Source organism: Staphylococcus sp. GDY8P131P, assembly GCF_017891975.1.
GTDB lineage: Bacteria > Bacillota > Bacilli > Staphylococcales > Staphylococcaceae > Staphylococcus > Staphylococcus nepalensis.
Genome location: NZ_JAESKF010000006.1, coordinates 272,079 through 291,034, shown reverse-complemented (window position 1 = coordinate 291,034; position 18,956 = coordinate 272,079). Strand labels below are relative to the sequence as shown.

The following is an 18,956-nucleotide window of genomic DNA, read 5'->3' as shown; positions in this document are numbered from 1 at the left end:
AGCGCAAAATCTCTATAATTTAAATATCCGACCAAATAAATTAAGGAGAGATTATGCGCCTATGAATTATTTTATATCAAAGACACTTGGAATTGAAAATTGAACGCTTTGGAATAAGTATATTTTTGAATTTTACCAGCCATTGTTATTTTATATGGGTTTAAGATGTTAGTTATGTTGTAGGTTGGCTAATTACGTTTTCTAACTCTAATATTTTTAAGAATTGACTAGCCGTGTATTTCATAGCTTTTTCATCTAAATTGAAATAAGGACTGTGGTGCGGATATGTGGTATTTTTTTCAGGATCGCCACAGCCAGTTAAAAAGAACGCACCTGGACGTACTTTTTGGTAATGTGAAAAGTCTTCACCAATCATCATCAGTTCTGATTCATTAAATCTTAAATTCATATCATTAGTAGCTTGTTTTACAATTTCATAGCATGTCGGATTGTTATGGACTGGTAAATAACCTTTGATATAATCCAAATCATATGTGATATCGTTTGCGACAGCCAATCCTTGTAATAATTTATCCATTTTATTCATGACATGGGCTTGTATCTCTGTATCAAATGTACGAACCGTTCCTTTACAAAATGCACTGTCTGGTATGATGTTATCTGCTGAACCAGCTTGCACCATTCCAAAACTGATGACAGCTTGCTTTACTGGATCGATAGTTCGAGATACAATCTTTTGTGCACTCATAATAAATTCAGCCATAATCACAACAGGATCAATGGTTTCGTGTGGTTTAGCACCATGACCGCCTCTGCCATGTATTGTCACATTGAATTCATCTGGGGATGCCATCATAGCACCTGGTCGAGAATAAATCGTACCAGTTGGGTAACCACTCCATAAATGATTGCCATAAATTCTATCTACATTTTGTAAACAGCCATCATCAATCATTTCTTGCGATCCGCCGGGCATAATTTCTTCACCATATTGGAAGATTAATACTACATTGCCATTGAGCGCATTTTGATGTGCTTCGATGATTTCTGCAACGGCTAATAATATTGCAGTATGACCATCATGCCCACAAGCGTGCATAGCACCTGGATTTTTAGATTTATAATCTAAATCAGTCAATTCGTCGATAGGTAATGCGTCAAAGTCAGCACGTAAAGCGATTGTAGGCCCATCGCCATGACCTGTAAATGTCGCAACGATACCATTTCGTCCAACCGGTGAACGTACTTCACATGATAATTGGCTGAGTTGATTGAGGATGTAATCACGTGTATGATACTCCTCGAATGATAATTCAGGATATTGATGTAAGTAACGACGCACTTGAATCATTGAGTTTTCTTTTTCTTTAGCTAGTTGAAACCAGTCAAACAACTTCAACCCTTCTTTCTTAAAAATGATTACTCCATTATACCATTTTAAATGACTTAACTGTAGAGCCAATGATTATCATAGCAATTAAATCGTAGAAAACGCTTTACTGTTTAAGATGATTCTACTTTCCTGTTGATAAAAAATGGGGTATGATAAGCATAACATTAGATAACTCAAAGGGGGACATTGCAGTGGTACAGTCACTACATGACTTTTTAGATGAAAATATTCAATATTTGAAAGATAACGGATTATATAATGAAATTGATACAATTGAAGGCGCTAATGGGCCAGAAATTACTATTAATGGAAAAAATTATGTGAACTTATCATCAAATAACTATTTGGGACTAGCAACAGATACAGATTTAAAACAAGCAGCAAAGGATGCCATCGATACACATGGTGTAGGCGCGGGCGCCGTACGCTCAATCAACGGCACCTTAGATGTGCATGATGAATTGGAAGCAACACTTGCAGAATTTAAAGGGACTGAAGCAGCTATAGCGTACCAATCTGGATTCAACTGTAATATGGCTGCCATTTCAGCAGTTATGAATAAAAATGACGCGATTCTTTCAGATGAATTAAACCATGCTTCTATTATTGATGGTTGTCGTTTGTCTAAAGCAAAGATTATTCGTGTTAACCACTCAGATATGGTTGATTTACGTGCTAAAGCGAAAGAAGCTGTAGAATCTGGACAATATAACAAAGTCATGTATATTACTGATGGTGTATTTAGTATGGATGGTGACGTAGCTAAGTTACCAGAAATCGTTGAGATTGCAGAAGAATTTGGCTTAATTACTTATGTCGATGATGCACATGGATCAGGTGTCATGGGTAAAGGTGCTGGAACAGTTAAACATTTCGGATTACAAGATAAGATTGATTTCCAAATTGGTACATTATCAAAAGCCATCGGTGTTGTTGGTGGTTATGTAGCAGGCACGAAATCATTAATCGATTGGTTAAAAGCGCAATCTAGACCATTTTTATTCTCAACATCATTAGCACCTGGAGACACGAAAGCAATCACAGAAGCTGTAAAAAAATTAATGGCATCTACAGCGTTACATGATAAACTTTGGGAAAATGGTAATTACTTGAAAGATGGCTTACAAAAATTAGGTTTTGATATTGGTAATTCTGAATCGCCTATTACGCCAGTAATTATAGGTGATGAAAAAGAAACACAAACATTCAGTAGTCGCTTAAAAGACGAAGGTATCTATGTGAAATCTATTGTTTTTCCAACAGTACCTAAAGGTACGGGTCGTGTACGTAATATGCCAACAGCAGCGCATACAAAAGAAATGCTTGACCAAGCATTAGCTGCATATGAAAAAGTAGGTAAAGAATTAGGAACTATTTAAAGAACGATATAAAGCTAGAGTCCAATGGTATTTTATGCCAGTCATACTTGATGGGAACTTGAAAAAAGCTATCATTTCTAAATCATTTTGTTACCATACTTAGGCAGCGTAGATGACTCTTTAAAAACGCAATATAAGTGTGTTGAGGGTTCTAGTTATGATAATCGTAAGAAATGCCTGAGATATTTATGTATCTCAGGTTTTTTTATGATATTGACAGTAAGGTGATTATAAAGTGGAATATGAAATGCCATTCCTTTATTAATTGAGCTATGAAGCGTGCAACAGCTTTAGATTATGTCATCTATATATGAAGTATAGTCGTTCTGATGTAAGCATGTTAGTGCTTATATCTTTTTTCTAAATTAACAAAGAATGGGTTGAAGAACGCAATTTTTAGAAAAAGAGGTTATATTCTTTATGCTTTCGTTTTTTGACTTTTGAATAGGGTATGATTTTAAGATAGGTTGTTGATTTTATAGAAAATTATATGATTGTGATGCATTAATAATAAAAATGAATTATAGAAGAAATGATAGAAAATAAAATCGTAAAAAATGATTTTAAAAACTATGTTATATAATGATTAAAAGTAATGTATTTGATTGTTTATATAGGTGTCTCATCGTTTCAAATTAAAAGGTTGATTTTATACCAAACGATGTTATAGTTTGGTTGCTAAAGCCTTTTATTAAGGGGTTTTTGAATGAATAATAATTTAGGGTTGCAATTCAGTACACAACGTCTTATCATTAGACCGTTGGAAGAAAAAGATTATGAATCTTGGTTGTCTGGGTTTGTCAATCGTCATGCTTCTCAATATAAATATGACAAAGGACAAATAGATATGTCAGATGCGACAGAACCTTGGTTTGCAGCAATGATACAAAAGCATCAACAAGCGATTGAAGCAGATGATATATATATTTTTGCTGTCTTTGATAAAGCTGGGCATCACTTAGGCATGCTTAATATTAAAAATTTAAGCCGAGACCAATTTCAATGGGCAGAAATAGGTTATTTTATTCATAACCAATATTGGCGTCAAGGTTACGCTTATGAAGCTTTAACTGAACTTATTAAACAGACGAAAGAAACATTAAAGTTTCACAGAATTGAAGCCCATATTAATTTGGATAATCAGCCTTCAATACAGCTCATTGAAAAAGTTGGCTTTGAATTTGAATGTCTGCGTAAAGGATTTATTTTTGAGCATGGTGCGTGGACAGATCATTACGTATTTTATCTTAATACCCATGACGAACCGATTGAATAGCGACTAAAGGGAAGGAGTGTCAACATGGTTGAATTTAGAGAGTTAACAATGAGTGACGAATCATTATATTGTGATTATATGAAAGAATGGATTGATCACGATGAAATGGTAGTGCCTGAGATTACGAATATCACCAAGTATAGTAATTTTGAAGAAATTGTTCACGAATTAGCAGATAACAAATCTAATGATGAGTCGGTAGATAACACAACATTGTTTTTAATTGACGATGATAAAATCATTGGTGCTGCCAATATTCGTCATAATTTGAATGAAAAATTGAAAGTTATTGGTGGCCATGTTGGCTACGGTATTCGTAATAGTTATCGAGGCAAAGGCTTTGGTAACAAAATTTTGAAAAAGTCATTAGATTATTTATCACGCATTGGCGTACAAGAAGCTTTAATTACTTGTGATAAAGATAATGAAGTTTCTGCATCTGTTATCTTACACAATGGTGGAGAAGAAATTGAACCCTCTATCTTAGAAGATGGTACAGTAATTCGTCGTTTCCAAATCGAAATTGCATAGTCCAAAATAGTCTAAAAGTTGTCAGTTATTATTACTGGCAACTTTTTTGTTTATCTAAAATGAAAACGCCAACATCAATTAAAAGACTTCAGAAATAATTTCAAGTATAATTGTTTTTAATACTAGGTATTAAATTTAAATATAGAAACGAGGTTTTACAATGTCAAAGGTAATTCAAGATATACATAGTGCGTTTGACCACTTAAAAGATGGCATGACAGTACTTGCTGGAGGATTTGGTTTATGTGGTATACCGGAACATGCTATTGAAGCAATTCGTTCAAAAGGTACTAAAAAACTAACTGTAGTAAGCAATAACTGTGGTGTCGAAGATTTTGGATTGGGTCGCCTATTAGAGAAAAAACAAATCGATAAAATGATTAGTTCATACGTAGGTGAAAATAAAATATTTGAACAACAGCTGATTAATGGTGAATTAGACGTAGCGTTAACACCACAAGGTACTTTAGCTGAAAAACTACGTGCAGGCGGTGCAGGCATACCTGCTTTTTATACAAAAACAGGTGTAGGTACATTAATTGCTGAAGGTAAAGAAACGCGTGAATTTGACGGAGAAACATATGTCATGGAACGTGCTATTAAAGGTGATTTCGGGATTGTAAAAGCGCAAAAGGCGGATACCTTTGGCAATTTAGTGTTTGAAAAGACTGCACGTAATTTTAATCCTTTATGTGCCATGGCAGCTCAAACCACAGTCGTTGAAGTTGAAGAAATTGTTGAACTAGGAGACATTGATCCAGATGACGTGCATATGTCAGGCGTATATGTAGACTTTATATATTTAGGAAAGGATTATGAAAAACGTATAGAAAAACGTACAGTGAAGGAGGCTAACCATGGATAAACAAGCACAACGCAAGAAGATTATTCAACGTGCTGCACGAGAAATCAAAAGCGATATGGTGATTAATTTAGGTATCGGGATGCCCACGCTTGTAGCTAATGAAATCAATGATCATGTGGAAAACGTCTTTTTCCAATCTGAAAATGGATTACTAGGTATTGGACCTTATCCGACGGAAGATGAAGTGAATCCTGATTTAATCAATGCTGGTAAAGAAACAGTAACTGCTGCTAAAGGTGCGTCTTATTTTGATAATGCAGAGTCATTTGCCATGATTCGTGGAGGGCATATCGATTTAGCTATTCTTGGCGGTATGGAGGTATCAGAAACAGGCGATTTAGCAAATTATATGATACCTGGCAAACTAGTTAAAGGCATGGGCGGTGCGATGGATTTGGTCGTTGGCGCGCAAAAGGTAGTTGTAATTATGGATCATATGAATAAACACGGACAGTCAAAGATTAAATCAAAATGCGAATTGCCATTAACTGGTGCGGGCGTTGTTAATACATTGATTACAGATTTAGCTGTTTTTAAATTTGAAGATAATGTTATGAAATTAATAGAGATCCAAGAAGGTGCAACACTCGAACAAATACAAACAAATACTGATGCTTATTTTGAAAACTGTTTGAATGGTCAACTTTAAAACCAACGAATGTGGAAATCATTAAAAGTGCTGTTAAGTGATCACTGGAATTCGTTTAAATCCATAATGGGGTGTTTAAACATAAGCGTCATTTTGGAAAAATGTATGTTATTGTAAACATAAGCATACAGAACTAACGACAAAGGTGAGGATATAAGTATGAAGCAACATTCAGAAGTGAAGAGCTTTGGTATTGCCATCTTATTGGCAGCTGCTTCAGATTTATTGCAAAACAGTTTTTATCATAGGCTGATATTAATGGCAGCTATTTTAGTAATGATTTATAGTTTGATTACCCATTTAAAGTTTACGATATATCAAATTAAACATGAAGAAAGAACTCATAAATCATGGTTTAGTGTGAAAATAGATTATTGGCTATTATTTGCGAAAAATATATTGGCTTTAGGGTCGTTATTAGCGATATACTTTGTTTCGGTGTATGTAAACAATCAATTCGCATGGTTGATTATCCCTTTACTGATTGTATTGATGATTGGGCTCATTATGTTCGAAAGTAAATTGAATAAAAAGAGTGGTATTCTAGAATCAGAAAGTGAAAGTGTTGAAGAATAGGGGTGACTTATGGAATTTATTGATGCAAATGAACAAGCACAATTATTAAATATGGAAGAAGTTGTTGAAGCGGTGGCGGAATCTTTAAGTGCTTATTCTGAAGGTAAAACTGATACGCCATTGCGCTACGCTTTACCTTTCAATGGAGATAACCGTTACCTTGTCATGCCTGCTTTATCGGATGAGTTAAAAATTGTTGGCCTTAAAACAGTAACAGTCGCGCCAAATAATACGACAATTGGTAAAAACACGATAGTAGGGTCTGTAATATTATCAGATTACGAAACTGGAGAAACATTAGCTGTATTAGAAGGTTCGTACTTAACTAAGATACGTACAGGTGCCATATCGGGGGTAGCCACAAAATATCTGGCACGTCAAAATGCAGAAACGTTATGTGTGATTGGGACTGGCGATCAAGCGCAGGGACTGATTGAAGCCGTATGTGCTGTTAGAGATATTAAATATATCCAACTGTATAATAGAACATATCGTAAAGCAGTAACATTTGCTGAAGCCGTTCAACATAAATATCCTTCTATAAATATTGAAATAATGGAAGCTGTAAATGACGCTATAACCAATGCAGATATTATTGTCACTGCTACAAATGCGGTGAGGCCAGTTTTTAGTCAGCCATTAAAAGCGGGTGTCCACGTTAATGCGGTAGGTTCATTTAAGCCTGATATGCAAGAGTTACCTTCACAAGCAATAGCAAATGCAGATAAAATTGTCGTAGAAGCATCACAAGCAGCATTAGAAGAAACAGGCGATTTAATTACTCCGCTGAAAGAAGGTCTGTTTAGTCAGGAAGATTTATACGGTGAATTAGGTCATATTGTTAAATCAAATTTACCTGGACGTGAATCCGAAGATGAAATAACGATTTTTAAATCTGTTGGTGTAGCTATCGTTGATATTGTTGTTGCTAATTATTTTTATCAAAAGCGTCAGAAAAAGAAACTGTGTCTATAATGATTGTATATAATAAGCAGTAAAATTTTGAAAGTTTATAGTAAAATGAATGAGCGTTTTATTGTAGATCTCTATAGTATAATATATGTATTATTTTATACTTATAAGGATATATTACAATGAAACGTTTTTTTATTCTATTATGTTTAATTAATATTTTTATATTTCCCTCGCAAATGCATGCAGAAACCTCTATTGATGTCACAAAGTCTTACGGCATCGAAATGAGTTCATTTTATCAACCTAAAGGAAGCATTGTCGCAGATAATCATACTGGTAGAATTTTATGGGAAGAAAACATTGATCGGAAATGGCCTTTAGCAAGTATGTCTAAGCTAATGACTTTGACATTTGTATTAGATAAAATTAAAGAAGGCACATTACCTTTAGATAAAAAGATCACTGTTACCGTAGATGATGAAGTGTTTAGTCAACACCCTTTGTTAAGTAATAATAAAATGCAAAAAGGTGCAGTTTACAGTGTTGAAGAACTTATTTATCTTACGATTGTGCCTAGTTCTAATGTAGCTACGCGCATGCTAATGCAACAAGTAGAGCCTGACATGCGTCAGTTTGTAAAAGGCATGAATCAACGTGCTAAAGATTTAGGTATGAGAAATACTTATTTTACAAACCCATTTGGCGCTGAAAATGCAATAGTTGGTAAACAATATTTGCCTACAGGATTTGCTTTAAATGAAGATAATATTTCAACTTCTAGAGATTTTGCAAAATTAGCATATTATATGATGAATACCTACCCTAACATAACAAAATATACGAAACATGCGACTTATGTTAGTAAACCGAACACTGAATTAGAAGAACAGTTTCACACATATCTCCATTCATTAAAAGGGGATGTACATGAATATCCAGGCACAGACGGGTTAAAGACTGGTTCAAGTGGACATGCTGCATATAATTATACTGCTACTGTCCAAAAAGGTGGTTTTCGAATTGTGCAGGTGTTGTTGGGCGTTGGACATTGGGACGTGGATGATTCTGAGTATAAGCGTCATGTGATAGGTAATGCTTTATTGGATAGAGTATATGAACGATATCAATATAAAGAAGTGCTTTCAAAAGGGATGCATTATATAAATGGAAGATGGTATAAAGTCGAACACCCATTAAAAGATGTAGTAGAAAAAGATAAGCCAGTGCGCTTTGAAATCTTGAATAATAAAATAACTGTACTTGACCCAGATAGACACTATTTAACAAGCGATATGAAACCCCCGAGCGTGGTTGTGACCCCATTAACGAATTATAAAACTTTTATTATAAGCGGTGCGTTTACCCTGTTTATGATGATTTGTATATTGATATTACTTAGTTTAATTCGTAAGCACCGACACAAATACATGAGTTAATCGTGTTTTTGTTCAATTATTATTACAATTTTACCTCTTTTTCTTTTGATTTGTAATGCAAACTTGTTAAACTTGAACTTAAATAAGAAAATACGAAATAAACAATATATTGTCATATATTGTTTATCACATGCTTGTAATTATTTTATTTAATTAATAACTTTTTTAAAGAATATGTGTTATAATTTTTTCGACTAATCAAAACAGTGCAATGTATAATAAAACGAGGAAGTAGGAGAGTGAACAAATGAAAATTCTAATTACTGGCGGTGCTGGGTTTATCGGTTCTCACTTAGCGGCGTATTTTATTAATGATAACGAAGTCTTTATATTAGATAATTTAAGTACAGGCCATCGTTCAAATGTTGATTTTATAGATGACGCACACTTTATTGAAGAAGATGTGATGCACAAATCTTTCGTGACAGAACTTATAAAGCAGAAACAATTTGATATTGTCATTCATTTAGCAGCAGTAGTTAGTGTTGTAGAAACAATAAATAATCCTATAAACTCGCAATCTATTAATATAGATAGTACATTAAATCTTTTAGAAGCAAATCGTCAATATAATGCTAAGTTAAAAAAATTTATTTTCGCTTCATCTGCGGCTGTATACGGTAATACAGATGAATTACCAAAACAGATTGAAACATTTATTGATCCTGAATCACCATATGCTATAGAAAAGTATGCTGGGGAACAATATGCAAAACTTTATAATAAATTATATGATTTACCAACAACTGCATTAAGATTCTTTAATGTTTATGGTCCTAGACAAGATCCAAGCTCTCCATATTCTGGCGTTCTATCAATTATGGATAAAAAATTTAAAAACGATGAACCCTTTACATTTTTTGGAGACGGTGAGCAAACTAGAGACTTTGTCTACATAAAGGATTTAGTACAAGCAGTGGCAATCGTTATTGATAATGAAGCGTCAAATGGTAAAATATATAATCTAGCTACCGGTACACAAATATCATTACTACAAATTTTTGAAAAATTCAAGTTGATTTATAATAAGTCTATTAGCTATCAATTTGCTGAGCCAAGAAGTGGCGATATCAAGCATTCATGTGCTGAAATTAAAGGTTTAGAAGCGCTGGGCTTTAAACCTAAATATGATATTGTATCAGGCTTAACAGAATATATTAATTACTCAAAAACAGATAAATAAATGATGAGGTGGAATCATGGCAGGGAAAGCTAAAAAGTTTGTATTAAATCAAGGAAAAAGAAAATTAAAATTTGTTTTAGAACCATTAAAATTACAATTAAGAAGCAAATACACCAAAAATATTATGCATTATGCCAATTTATATAAAACAATCGAAGTAGATGAAAATCATATTTTATATCAAGTTAGAGACGGACAAAGTATGACAGATAGTCCGTACGCTATTTTTAAATATTTAATGGAACACCAAGCCTATCAAAAATATATACATATTTGGGTCGTTGCATCTCAAAAAATGCAAAAGGCATATTCAAAAAAGTTTAATAAATATAAAAACGTAAAGTTTATTGTTAAAGAAAGTGATGATTATTTACATTATTTAGCTAAGTGTAAATATCTCATTAATAATGCAACATTCCCTACATATTTCACGAAAAAACCAAATCAAGTTTATGTGAATACTTGGCACGGCACACCGTTAAAGTCAATGGGATTGGATATCAAAGATAATTTATTAGAATCTCAAAATACTATTAGGAATTTCTTGAGTTCTGATTACATTATTTCACCTAATCAACATACTACTGATATTTTTAAAAAAGCGTTTAAATTAGAAGAGTTAAATGACGATGCAATTTTAGAAATAGGATACCCTAGAATTGATGCAACGCTAAAAGCACAATCTGAAACAGTTATTCAAAAATTGAAAAAGCAAGGCCTTAAAATGACGAATGCACCTATATTATTATGCTCACCTACGTGGCGCGGTCATACTGTAAGCACGCCAGAAGATAATATTGAAGAAATGGAAGAAATGATAGAAGTATTAAATAAAAAAACAGACTATCAAGTACTGTTAAAAGTGCATCCATTCATTTATAGGAAAGCAGAAGGCAATAAGAAGTTAAAAAAATATCTAGTAAATGATACCTTTGATACAAATGAGCTATTAAGTATTGTTGATTTATTGGTAACAGATTATTCGAGCATCTTTTTTGATTATTTAGTTACTAATAAACCGATTATTTTCTATACGCCAGATTATGAAGACTATGAGGAAAACAGAGGCTTCTATCTACCGGTTGATAGTTTGCCAGGGCCTAGCGTACATTCAATAGAAACATTGGTAGATACAGTGAACCACCAACAAAATATATTGACTCAATATAATGATAATTATCGTGCTTATCAACAAAAGTTTGCTAATTATGATGATGGTCATGTTACAGAGCGTGTAGTTAACAAAGTATTTAATACAACCCAACAGCACAAAGAAAAACAACAAAATCGAAAAGAACGATTATTAATTTACCCTGGTGGCATGAAACCAAATGGTATAACGACATCCATGATGAATTTATTAGAAAACGTGGATTATGATAGGTATGATATTACAATTTACTTAGGTTTCAATAGAAATAAGGACGTCGTGGATAACCTTAAGAGTTTAAATGAAAATGTTAGGGTTATTTTAAGAAAAGGTCCGTTACTAGCTACTACTATGGAATATTATCGTAACCTTTTAGTACGTAATCGAGGTATTAAATCTAAAATTGAAGAAAAAATCTACCCTAATGAATTGTATGAGCGTGAGTTTAGGAAAGTATTTGGTAATTCAGAGTTTGATGTAGTCATTGACTTTAGTGGCTATGCCATGTTCTGGTCAGAATTATTATTAGCAAGTAACGCTAAACGAAAGTTAATATACTTGCATAGTGATATGAAAATGGACATGGAACGTAAAGTAAATGGCGTGAGACCGCATTACACTAATTTAAAAGGCGTTATGTCCTTATATCCTTATTATGATAAGCTTGTAAGTGTTTCTGAAGTTACGAAACAAGAAAATATTAAAAAAATAGCAACTAGAAAAACAATTAATAAATTTAATGCTTCAATGAATACGATTAATTTAGATAGAATTTATAATTCGATTAATGAAGACAATGATATCTTTATGAAAAACGGAGAACGTGTCATCGTTAGGGAACAAGATAAGCAAATTACTAGTGTGCCTTTCCATAAAAATGATTATAAAGTAATGACGATGGGCAGATTATCACCTGAAAAAGGATTTGATAATTTAATTAAAGCATTTAGTGGTATCGTAGAAGCCAATCCGAATGCTAGACTGTATATTTTAGGCGATGGCCCGCTTAAACATCAGCTTAACAAGTTAATAGAGTCATTGAATTTGTCAGAACACGTATTTTTAATGGGGCAAAAAAGAAATCCATTTAATATTATGAAAGATTGTGAATTATTTGTCTTACCATCTTATTATGAAGGCCAATCAATGGTCCTATTAGAGGCCCTGACAGTAGGCATTGATATCCTTGCTTCAGATATACCAGCTAATCAATATGTACTTGATTATGGTAAATACGGCATGCTTAGTTTCAATGATTCTGAATCACTACAAGCAAGCATACAACAGTTTATCAGCGGTGAAACGCCTGATTATGCTAAGTTTGATCCAGAATTATATAATAAAGAAGCGGTTGAACAATTTTATCATTTATTAGATGATTAAATTGAAATAAGAAACCAAGACAAGGATCACATTTTTTTAGTGATTTTGTTACGTAAACAAGAAGGCAAGATGGCTAAGTAAAAAGCGTACAAGAATTAGAAATTTATGTAAAAATGACGGAGTTTAAGTGGACTAAATAAGCTAAGGTTCATGTATAAGAACTACAAATGCGACATGATTACAAGAACTAAGATGCTTATTCTTGTATAAGAATGATATACTCCTTCATCAATGAAAAATGGCTCTTTAAAAAAACAACATTTTAAATGATTGATATTAAGGCTATTTTCATTCTAATCATCTATGATTAATATTATAGAAGATGCTGAGACATTTTGAATGTCTCAGCATTTTTAATATGACTAACTATGATGTTTATAATTATTAATAACCATAGGGTGTAATGTGTTTCTCCCTACAATCATTCTCACATAAGGTATAAATGATAAAATAACAGCTAAACCAATACAAAAACCAAGTGTGAAAATAGTATTAATTATTAAAAATGGTATTGGCAATGTGACAAATGACGCCAGTGACCTAGAAATAGCATCTACAATAATTTGATGTGATAAGTAAATGAAAAAGGAAATTTCACTAATCAAAAAGATAAACACTAAATTAAATTTAGCCAATAGTTTTGAAAAATATACGATAAACACAAAACTAACTGCAGAAAATAAGACTAAGTCAAACCGATTGGATTCATTTAAATATACACCTAAATAAAAGAAATTAAATGCCATATATAAAATAGCTAAAATCCAGATTAAAATAAGCCAAATTAAATGCCGTTTTAAAAATTGAATTACGGTGTCGTAATATTTTCCGAAATAGAACCCAACTACAAAATAAAATAACCAATATAAAATAATAGTTCTGTTAAACAAAGGGTAAAAACCCCAAAACTCAAGATACGACGTACTATAATACATTAAATAAGAATGTGCAAAACTAATTATAAAAGTTGTAATAAGTACAAAGGCTGGATTGGCTTTGCTTAATAATTTATAGAATAAGCGATGTAATATATAAAACTGGAAAATAACAATTACAAACCACCCAAAAAAATTACCTTTTATAACAATGCTTATAAAAATGTCTAAAAATGATTTATTTGAGCCGTCACCTAAAAATAATTTAAACGTAACGAATAAACCGAATAAAACATATGGGATTAAAATAAACTTCATTCGTTTTAGTAAAAAGTTTTTAGGGATGCTATTTGAATATCGCATACCTAACAAAATTTCCGACAAAATAATAAAGCATGGTGTTGCGAATAGTAAAATAACTTGCACAAAACTAAAACTTATTTTTTCAAATGATGTAATATGAGGATCATTGACTAAACCAGTTAAACAATGAACGATAACTATAGTAATACAAAAAATCGCCCTAGCATATGTGAGCTCTATCTTCCTCTCCAAAATAACAAACTCCTCTCAAAAATCCATTCCATGATATGATAATTAGAGTAAAAAGTAAAGTTTATATATTTCCATTTTTATAATTTATTTATATAAAGTATCGTACCGTATAAATTTTGAAAATAAATAAAGAAAATAAAAAACTAAAGAGAGTAAGTTTAACTATAGAATAAGCAATGCGGTAATAGTTTTAAATTTTTAATGCATGTGTATAGAATAACAGTATTTGTTATTAAATGTTAAAATAATAAAAAGTTGGAATTTGAAAGGAAATGAGTTATGAAATCAATTTTACTTATTGGACAATCAAATATGGCAGGTCGTGGTTTTTTAAATAGTGTGAAGCCTATTATAGATGAGCGTATTTTTGTATTAAGAAATGGTAGATGGCAGATGGTGGAAGAACCAATACATAGCGACCGTTCTGTTGCTGGTATAGGGCCGGCTGCATCTTTTGCAAAGATGTGGTTAGATAATCATCCCAATGAAACTATTGGTTTAATCCCATGTGCAGATGGAGGTACTTCTATTGATGATTGGGCAGATAATGGCGCATTGACACGTCATGCGTTAAGTGAAGCCCGCTTCGCAATGGAAACATCTGACCTGATGGGTGTGTTATGGCATCAAGGGGAAAGTGATAGCCAAAATAAGCAATTTCAAACATATGAATCGAAATTAATGCATTTAATTACGTATTTTAGAGAAGCGCTTCATAAACCGCAACTTACTTTTGTGATGGGCTTATTAGGAGAATTTTTAGGACAAGATGGGTTTGGTGCGAGTGCAACAGAATATCAAGAAATTAACGAAATCATTAAAAGTGTAGCCAATAAAAATGCACAATGTTTTTATGTCACAGCGGAAGGGTTAACAGCAAATCCAGATGGCATTCATATTGATGGTTATTCTCAACGCTTGTTTGGTTTGCGTTATTACGAAGCTTTTTCAAAAAGGGGAAACATCCAACACCCTTTAGCAAATGAGGCAGAAAAAGAATCATATTTGTACAAAAATGAATTTACTCAAAATGAGAAGATATATATGCTTGTTGCGCGTCTATCTCAAAATAAAATTACGTATCAAGATTTCTTAAAAGAAATGGCGCAACTATATTAGAAATACCGTTGGAAAATATTTTAATTATCAAAATTGGATAGTCAAGATATAAATATAATAAGCCTTCCATATCAAAATATTGATTGATATGAAAGGCTTATTTGATTATATAGATTCATTGATTTAATCTAAGCGGCCATGCGTTATTTGAGTGAGCACATCATTGGTAGCTAGAATTTTTGCATTTACGTTTGGCACACCCATAGATTTAAGACGTTCACTATGCATGTTTAAGTAGTTTTCTGCATTTTCGTAACTATCAAATGCATATATGCCGCCAGCTTCTTTGGTTGCCTCATTTTCAGTCCATATTTTCCATAAAAATCCTGGTTCTTCGTTAATAGACTTGGCTAAATCAGAGAATTGGGTTGCCATCTCTTCTCCAAAAGGGCCATCAATAGGAAAATCAACTTGTAAAATATAACGCATTATAAATCATCCTTTCTAAAATACTTATTTATGTAACTTTACCAGATTAAGTAGCATTTCAGTAAAATTTCGCCTTAACTATATAGGAATTGATTGAAATGCTGTAGTTAAAATAGGCCTAGTAACATATTTAATATCAACATCATAATTAAACCACAAATGCCTACAATGAATTGAACTAATTGAAATATTTTTAATCATAAATTTAATTGTAAAACAAAACAATTCCTATTACAATAAAACGCTTTCTAAAAGGTTATTTAAGTATATAAGAAATAGAGGGTATTTTTTGCTTGCAAATATAAATGATAGGTGTATGATTAAGGTGAATAATTACACTTTGCATTTGAGAGACTACGAATAAGGAGGAATTAATTATGTATAAAGTAGTAAAGATACTTTCGTCAACAGTCGTTGTATCCACACTTGTCTTAGGTTCTTCAGCAGCATATGTTGCCACGAGTAGTCCGAACGTGCAAGCAGCAGAACAGGTTCAAAAATGGGGCCACGGTGAAGGTGGCGCAAGTGGTGCCAGCAGTGAAAGTGACGTTAATTTAAAAGCCGAAACACCATGGTACAATTATGAAGGTTATACCACATATGATCCTTCATTCACTCAAGATTATAACTTTGTACGTGCTTTGAAATATGATAACGTCTCAATCAATGGTTATAAAGTTGATACAGGAGCCAAAGAAGAGTTTGATCATAACAAGAAAGTTTATGATACGACAGTAGAATTTAATAGCGCAAATGAAGTAGTACAAATCACTTTCTTTACTAAACCTGACTCAGTTTCTAAAGATACTTTTAAAAAAGCACATACATCTAACGAAATAACTGAAGAAGGTAAATTAGGTAACGGCGATGGCACATTTGTAACTTATGATACTAATAATGGCTCTTATACTGCTTTCTTTGATCAAAACGATAACTTAATGGAAATGACAATTGGTCAATAACTGTAACTGGTATTTATAAAACGTGACGTGTTTTGATAATAGTGTCTAATTATTGTTATCAACAAGACGTTTTATGAGTCAATCGAACTCAGACGACTCAATACAGTTAGCAATATGGGGCTGGGGCATGTATACATGTCCCAGCTTTAAATATGATAAGGACGATGGATTGAAAAACACATGTGCATGAAGTGCTTTGAATTTTAGGTAGATTTTATTAAAAAGCGCTTATAATGACTTTAATAGAAAAATTAAATAGACGTGGTAGATTACTAATCTATCTCCATTTGTACGTTTTATGAGTTCCTTTTATAAGATAATTGTATTTTATAATATTTATGATTATAGTTAAACTTAAGTAAAGACATAGCAATCATATATAGGAAAAGGGGAGAATAAAAAATGAGGAAATTATGTTTAAGTATATTGGTTGGGTTCATGTTGCTCATTTTAACGGGGAATACTGCTTCAGCAAAGACATTTGAGCAAATTGAACAAGACAATGATACAATCGTAGGGGTCTATGGTGTAAATACAGCTAATGGCAAACACATACAACATCGCTCAGATGAACGATTTGCATTTGCATCTACATATAAAGCAATCGCCAGCGGGATATTATTACAAAACACTGCTACCTCAACACTAAATAAAAAAATAGATATAAAGAAAGATGATATTGTAGCAAACTCACCTGTAACTGAAAAATATGTAGGTAGTCAGATGACTTTAAAAGCATTAATCCAAGCATCTATGCTACAAAGCGATAATACAGCTAATAATAAAATTATTAATGAAATTGGTGGCATCAAGGGTTTTCATGAAGAATTAAAACAACTCGAAGATAATATATCAAATCCGCAAAGATTAGAACCCGAATTAAATTTATATGATCCAACAAGTACTGCAGATACTACAACGCCTAAAGCTGCGGCAATGACATTAAAACACATTTTAACGAATGAAGATATGAGTAAAGCTAATCGTAATTTATTAAAAAATGTGATGATTCATAATGAAACGGGCGATACTTTAATTAAGGCTGGTGTACCTAAACAAGCCGTAGTAGGTGACAAAAGTGGTCAAGGTTTAACTTATGGTACGCGCAATGATTTGGCTTTTATATATCCTAAAAACCAAAAAGAGCCGATTGTGCTTGCTATTTATACGAAAAAAGATGGCAAAGATGCAAAACCTAATGATAAAGTGATTCAAATGGCAACAAAAACAGCAATGGAAGCTTTGAAATAATTACGTATGCAAACGATTATAGAGCGATTCAGAGGGGTTAAAAATGGAAATTAAGCAAATGAAATATTTTGTAGAAGTTGTGAAAAATGGTGGGATGACCCAAGCATCTGAACATTTATATATTGCGCAGTCTACAATCAGTAAAAATATTAAAAGTATTGAAAATGAATTCAACATTACCTTGTTTGATAGAAGAAAAAAACACATTATTTTAACGGATATCGGCCAAATATTTTATGATAAATGTGTAGAAGCATTAGCCGTCTTAGATGATTTATCTTTAGAAATGGGAGATGTAACAAATTTAGAAAGAGGTCATATTAGAGTTGGGATATCAGCGATTATGAATGTAAGGCTTTTTACAGAAAGCTTGAATCAATTTCATAATAAATACCCCAATGTGACTTATGAAGTCATTGAAGGGGGCGGTAAAGCAGTTGAATTATATTTAAATAATGATGAGATTGACGTAGGTATCACAACGTTACCCGTAGATGATGATGTTTATCACGCTGTCCCTTTATACAATGAAAAATTATTATTAGTAGTAGATAAGCAGTCTGAAATTGCCAAACAATCATCGGTCTACTTAGGTGATTTAAAAAATGAAAGTTTTATTATGTTTCATGATGACTACTATTTAAAGGATCAAATTATTGAAAGCTGCAGAAAAGTTGGATTTCATCCTAAAACAGTAGCGAAAATGTCACAAATTACATTTATTGAAAATATGATTCGTGATGGTATCGGTGTCAGTATATTACCAGAAAGTATTGTAAATATTTTGAATGATGATGTTGTAGGCTTAGACATTAAGGGCGCTGATGTGTCATGGAATTTAGGTATTATTTGGAAAAAAGATAGTTATATGAATTATGTAACGCATGAATGGATTAATTTTTTAAAAGAAACAAAATAAAATGCGTTAATAAAACTTGAACGCATTATAGTTAAAATGTATTCCGTAGTAGAATACGATATATTCCAACTATGTATTTTAATCATGACGATATGCGTAATATAATAGATGTATAGAGGGTTATGCGTACTGGTTATTATTAATTGATA

Annotated in this window: 17 protein-coding genes; 14 read left to right on the top strand and 3 right to left on the bottom strand. The window is 32.4% G+C overall.

The features are described from left to right. Nucleotides 1-172 precede the first annotated feature (172 nt). Nucleotides 173-1,354: a M20 family metallopeptidase gene (locus tag KA894_RS07000; RefSeq protein ID WP_096810912.1), complete on the bottom strand. Its 1,182-nt coding sequence runs from the start codon at nt 1,352-1,354 to the stop codon at nt 173-175. Nucleotides 1,355-1,545: 191 nt separating this feature from the next. Between KA894_RS07000 and KA894_RS06995 the strand changes: the two genes are divergently transcribed. The 10 genes from KA894_RS06995 (at nt 1,546) to KA894_RS06950 (ending at nt 12,697) form a co-directional block, all read left to right on the top strand. After that, nucleotides 1,546-2,733: a glycine C-acetyltransferase gene (locus tag KA894_RS06995; RefSeq protein WP_103372866.1), complete on the top strand. Its 1,188-nt coding sequence runs from the start codon at nt 1,546-1,548 to the stop codon at nt 2,731-2,733. Between the two features lie 706 nt (nt 2,734-3,439). Further along, a complete protein-coding gene (locus tag KA894_RS06990; protein ID WP_210133854.1) occupies nt 3,440-4,009 on the top strand; it encodes a GNAT family N-acetyltransferase in 570 nt (189 codons plus the stop codon). A 24-nt stretch (nt 4,010-4,033) separates the two neighbouring features. Continuing rightward, nucleotides 4,034-4,540, top strand: a complete 507-nt coding sequence (locus KA894_RS06985; protein WP_096810909.1) for a GNAT family N-acetyltransferase — start codon at nt 4,034-4,036, stop codon at nt 4,538-4,540. Nucleotides 4,541-4,700: 160 nt separating this feature from the next. Further along, the gene (locus KA894_RS06980) at nt 4,701-5,405 is read left to right on the top strand and encodes a CoA transferase subunit A (protein ID WP_096810908.1); all 705 of its coding nucleotides are present in this window, start codon (nt 4,701-4,703) and stop codon (nt 5,403-5,405) included. Then, nucleotides 5,398-6,054, top strand: coding sequence for a 3-oxoacid CoA-transferase subunit B (locus tag KA894_RS06975; RefSeq protein WP_119487747.1), 657 nt, complete (start codon nt 5,398-5,400; stop codon nt 6,052-6,054). Before KA894_RS06980 ends, KA894_RS06975 begins: the two co-directional genes overlap by 8 nt. 159 nt (nt 6,055-6,213) lie before the next feature. Then, nucleotides 6,214-6,630: a hypothetical protein gene (locus tag KA894_RS06970; RefSeq protein WP_096810906.1), complete on the top strand. Its 417-nt coding sequence runs from the start codon at nt 6,214-6,216 to the stop codon at nt 6,628-6,630. Nucleotides 6,631-6,639: 9 nt separating this feature from the next. Next, nucleotides 6,640-7,605, top strand: coding sequence for an ornithine cyclodeaminase family protein (locus KA894_RS06965; protein WP_103372863.1), 966 nt, complete (start codon nt 6,640-6,642; stop codon nt 7,603-7,605). A 119-nt stretch (nt 7,606-7,724) separates the two neighbouring features. Beyond that, entirely contained in the window at nt 7,725-8,981 is a 1,257-nt protein-coding gene (locus KA894_RS06960) for a DUF1958 domain-containing protein (RefSeq protein WP_115342400.1), read from the top strand. A gap of 247 nt (nt 8,982-9,228) precedes the next feature. Next, nucleotides 9,229-10,164: an NAD-dependent epimerase/dehydratase family protein gene (locus KA894_RS06955; RefSeq protein ID WP_096810903.1), complete on the top strand. Its 936-nt coding sequence runs from the start codon at nt 9,229-9,231 to the stop codon at nt 10,162-10,164. A 16-nt stretch (nt 10,165-10,180) separates the two neighbouring features. Then, the gene (locus tag KA894_RS06950; RefSeq protein WP_096810902.1) at nt 10,181-12,697 is read left to right on the top strand and encodes a glycosyltransferase; all 2,517 of its coding nucleotides are present in this window, start codon (nt 10,181-10,183) and stop codon (nt 12,695-12,697) included. Nucleotides 12,698-13,059: 362 nt separating this feature from the next. On the opposite strand, the gene KA894_RS06945 is transcribed toward KA894_RS06950, so the two are convergent. Then, complete coding sequence (locus KA894_RS06945) at nt 13,060-14,127, bottom strand: acyltransferase family protein (RefSeq protein ID WP_096810901.1); 1,068 nt, start codon at nt 14,125-14,127, stop codon at nt 13,060-13,062. 279 nt (nt 14,128-14,406) lie between these two features. Between KA894_RS06945 and KA894_RS06940 the strand changes: the two genes are divergently transcribed. Further along, a complete protein-coding gene (locus tag KA894_RS06940) occupies nt 14,407-15,246 on the top strand; it encodes a sialate O-acetylesterase (protein ID WP_210133852.1) in 840 nt (279 codons plus the stop codon). Between the two features lie 123 nt (nt 15,247-15,369). Here the strand turns inward: KA894_RS06940 and KA894_RS06935 are convergent, their stop codons facing one another. Continuing rightward, entirely contained in the window at nt 15,370-15,675 is a 306-nt protein-coding gene (locus KA894_RS06935; RefSeq protein ID WP_096810899.1) for a monooxygenase, read from the bottom strand. Nucleotides 15,676-16,052: 377 nt separating this feature from the next. Between KA894_RS06935 and isaB the strand changes: the two genes are divergently transcribed. From isaB to cidR, 3 genes are all read left to right on the top strand, one after another. Next, nucleotides 16,053-16,637: an immunodominant staphylococcal antigen IsaB family protein gene (gene isaB / locus KA894_RS06930; RefSeq protein ID WP_103373642.1), complete on the top strand. Its 585-nt coding sequence runs from the start codon at nt 16,053-16,055 to the stop codon at nt 16,635-16,637. A gap of 402 nt (nt 16,638-17,039) precedes the next feature. Beyond that, nucleotides 17,040-17,888 (top strand): class A beta-lactamase, encoded by an 849-nt coding sequence (gene bla / locus KA894_RS06925; RefSeq protein WP_119487746.1) that lies wholly within the window; start codon nt 17,040-17,042, stop codon nt 17,886-17,888. A 43-nt stretch (nt 17,889-17,931) separates the two neighbouring features. Beyond that, on the top strand, nt 17,932-18,807 hold the full coding sequence (cidR, locus tag KA894_RS06920; protein ID WP_119487745.1) for a cidABC operon transcriptional activator CidR: 876 nt from the start codon (nt 17,932-17,934) through the stop codon (nt 18,805-18,807). The last annotated feature ends 149 nt before the right edge of the window (nt 18,808-18,956 follow it).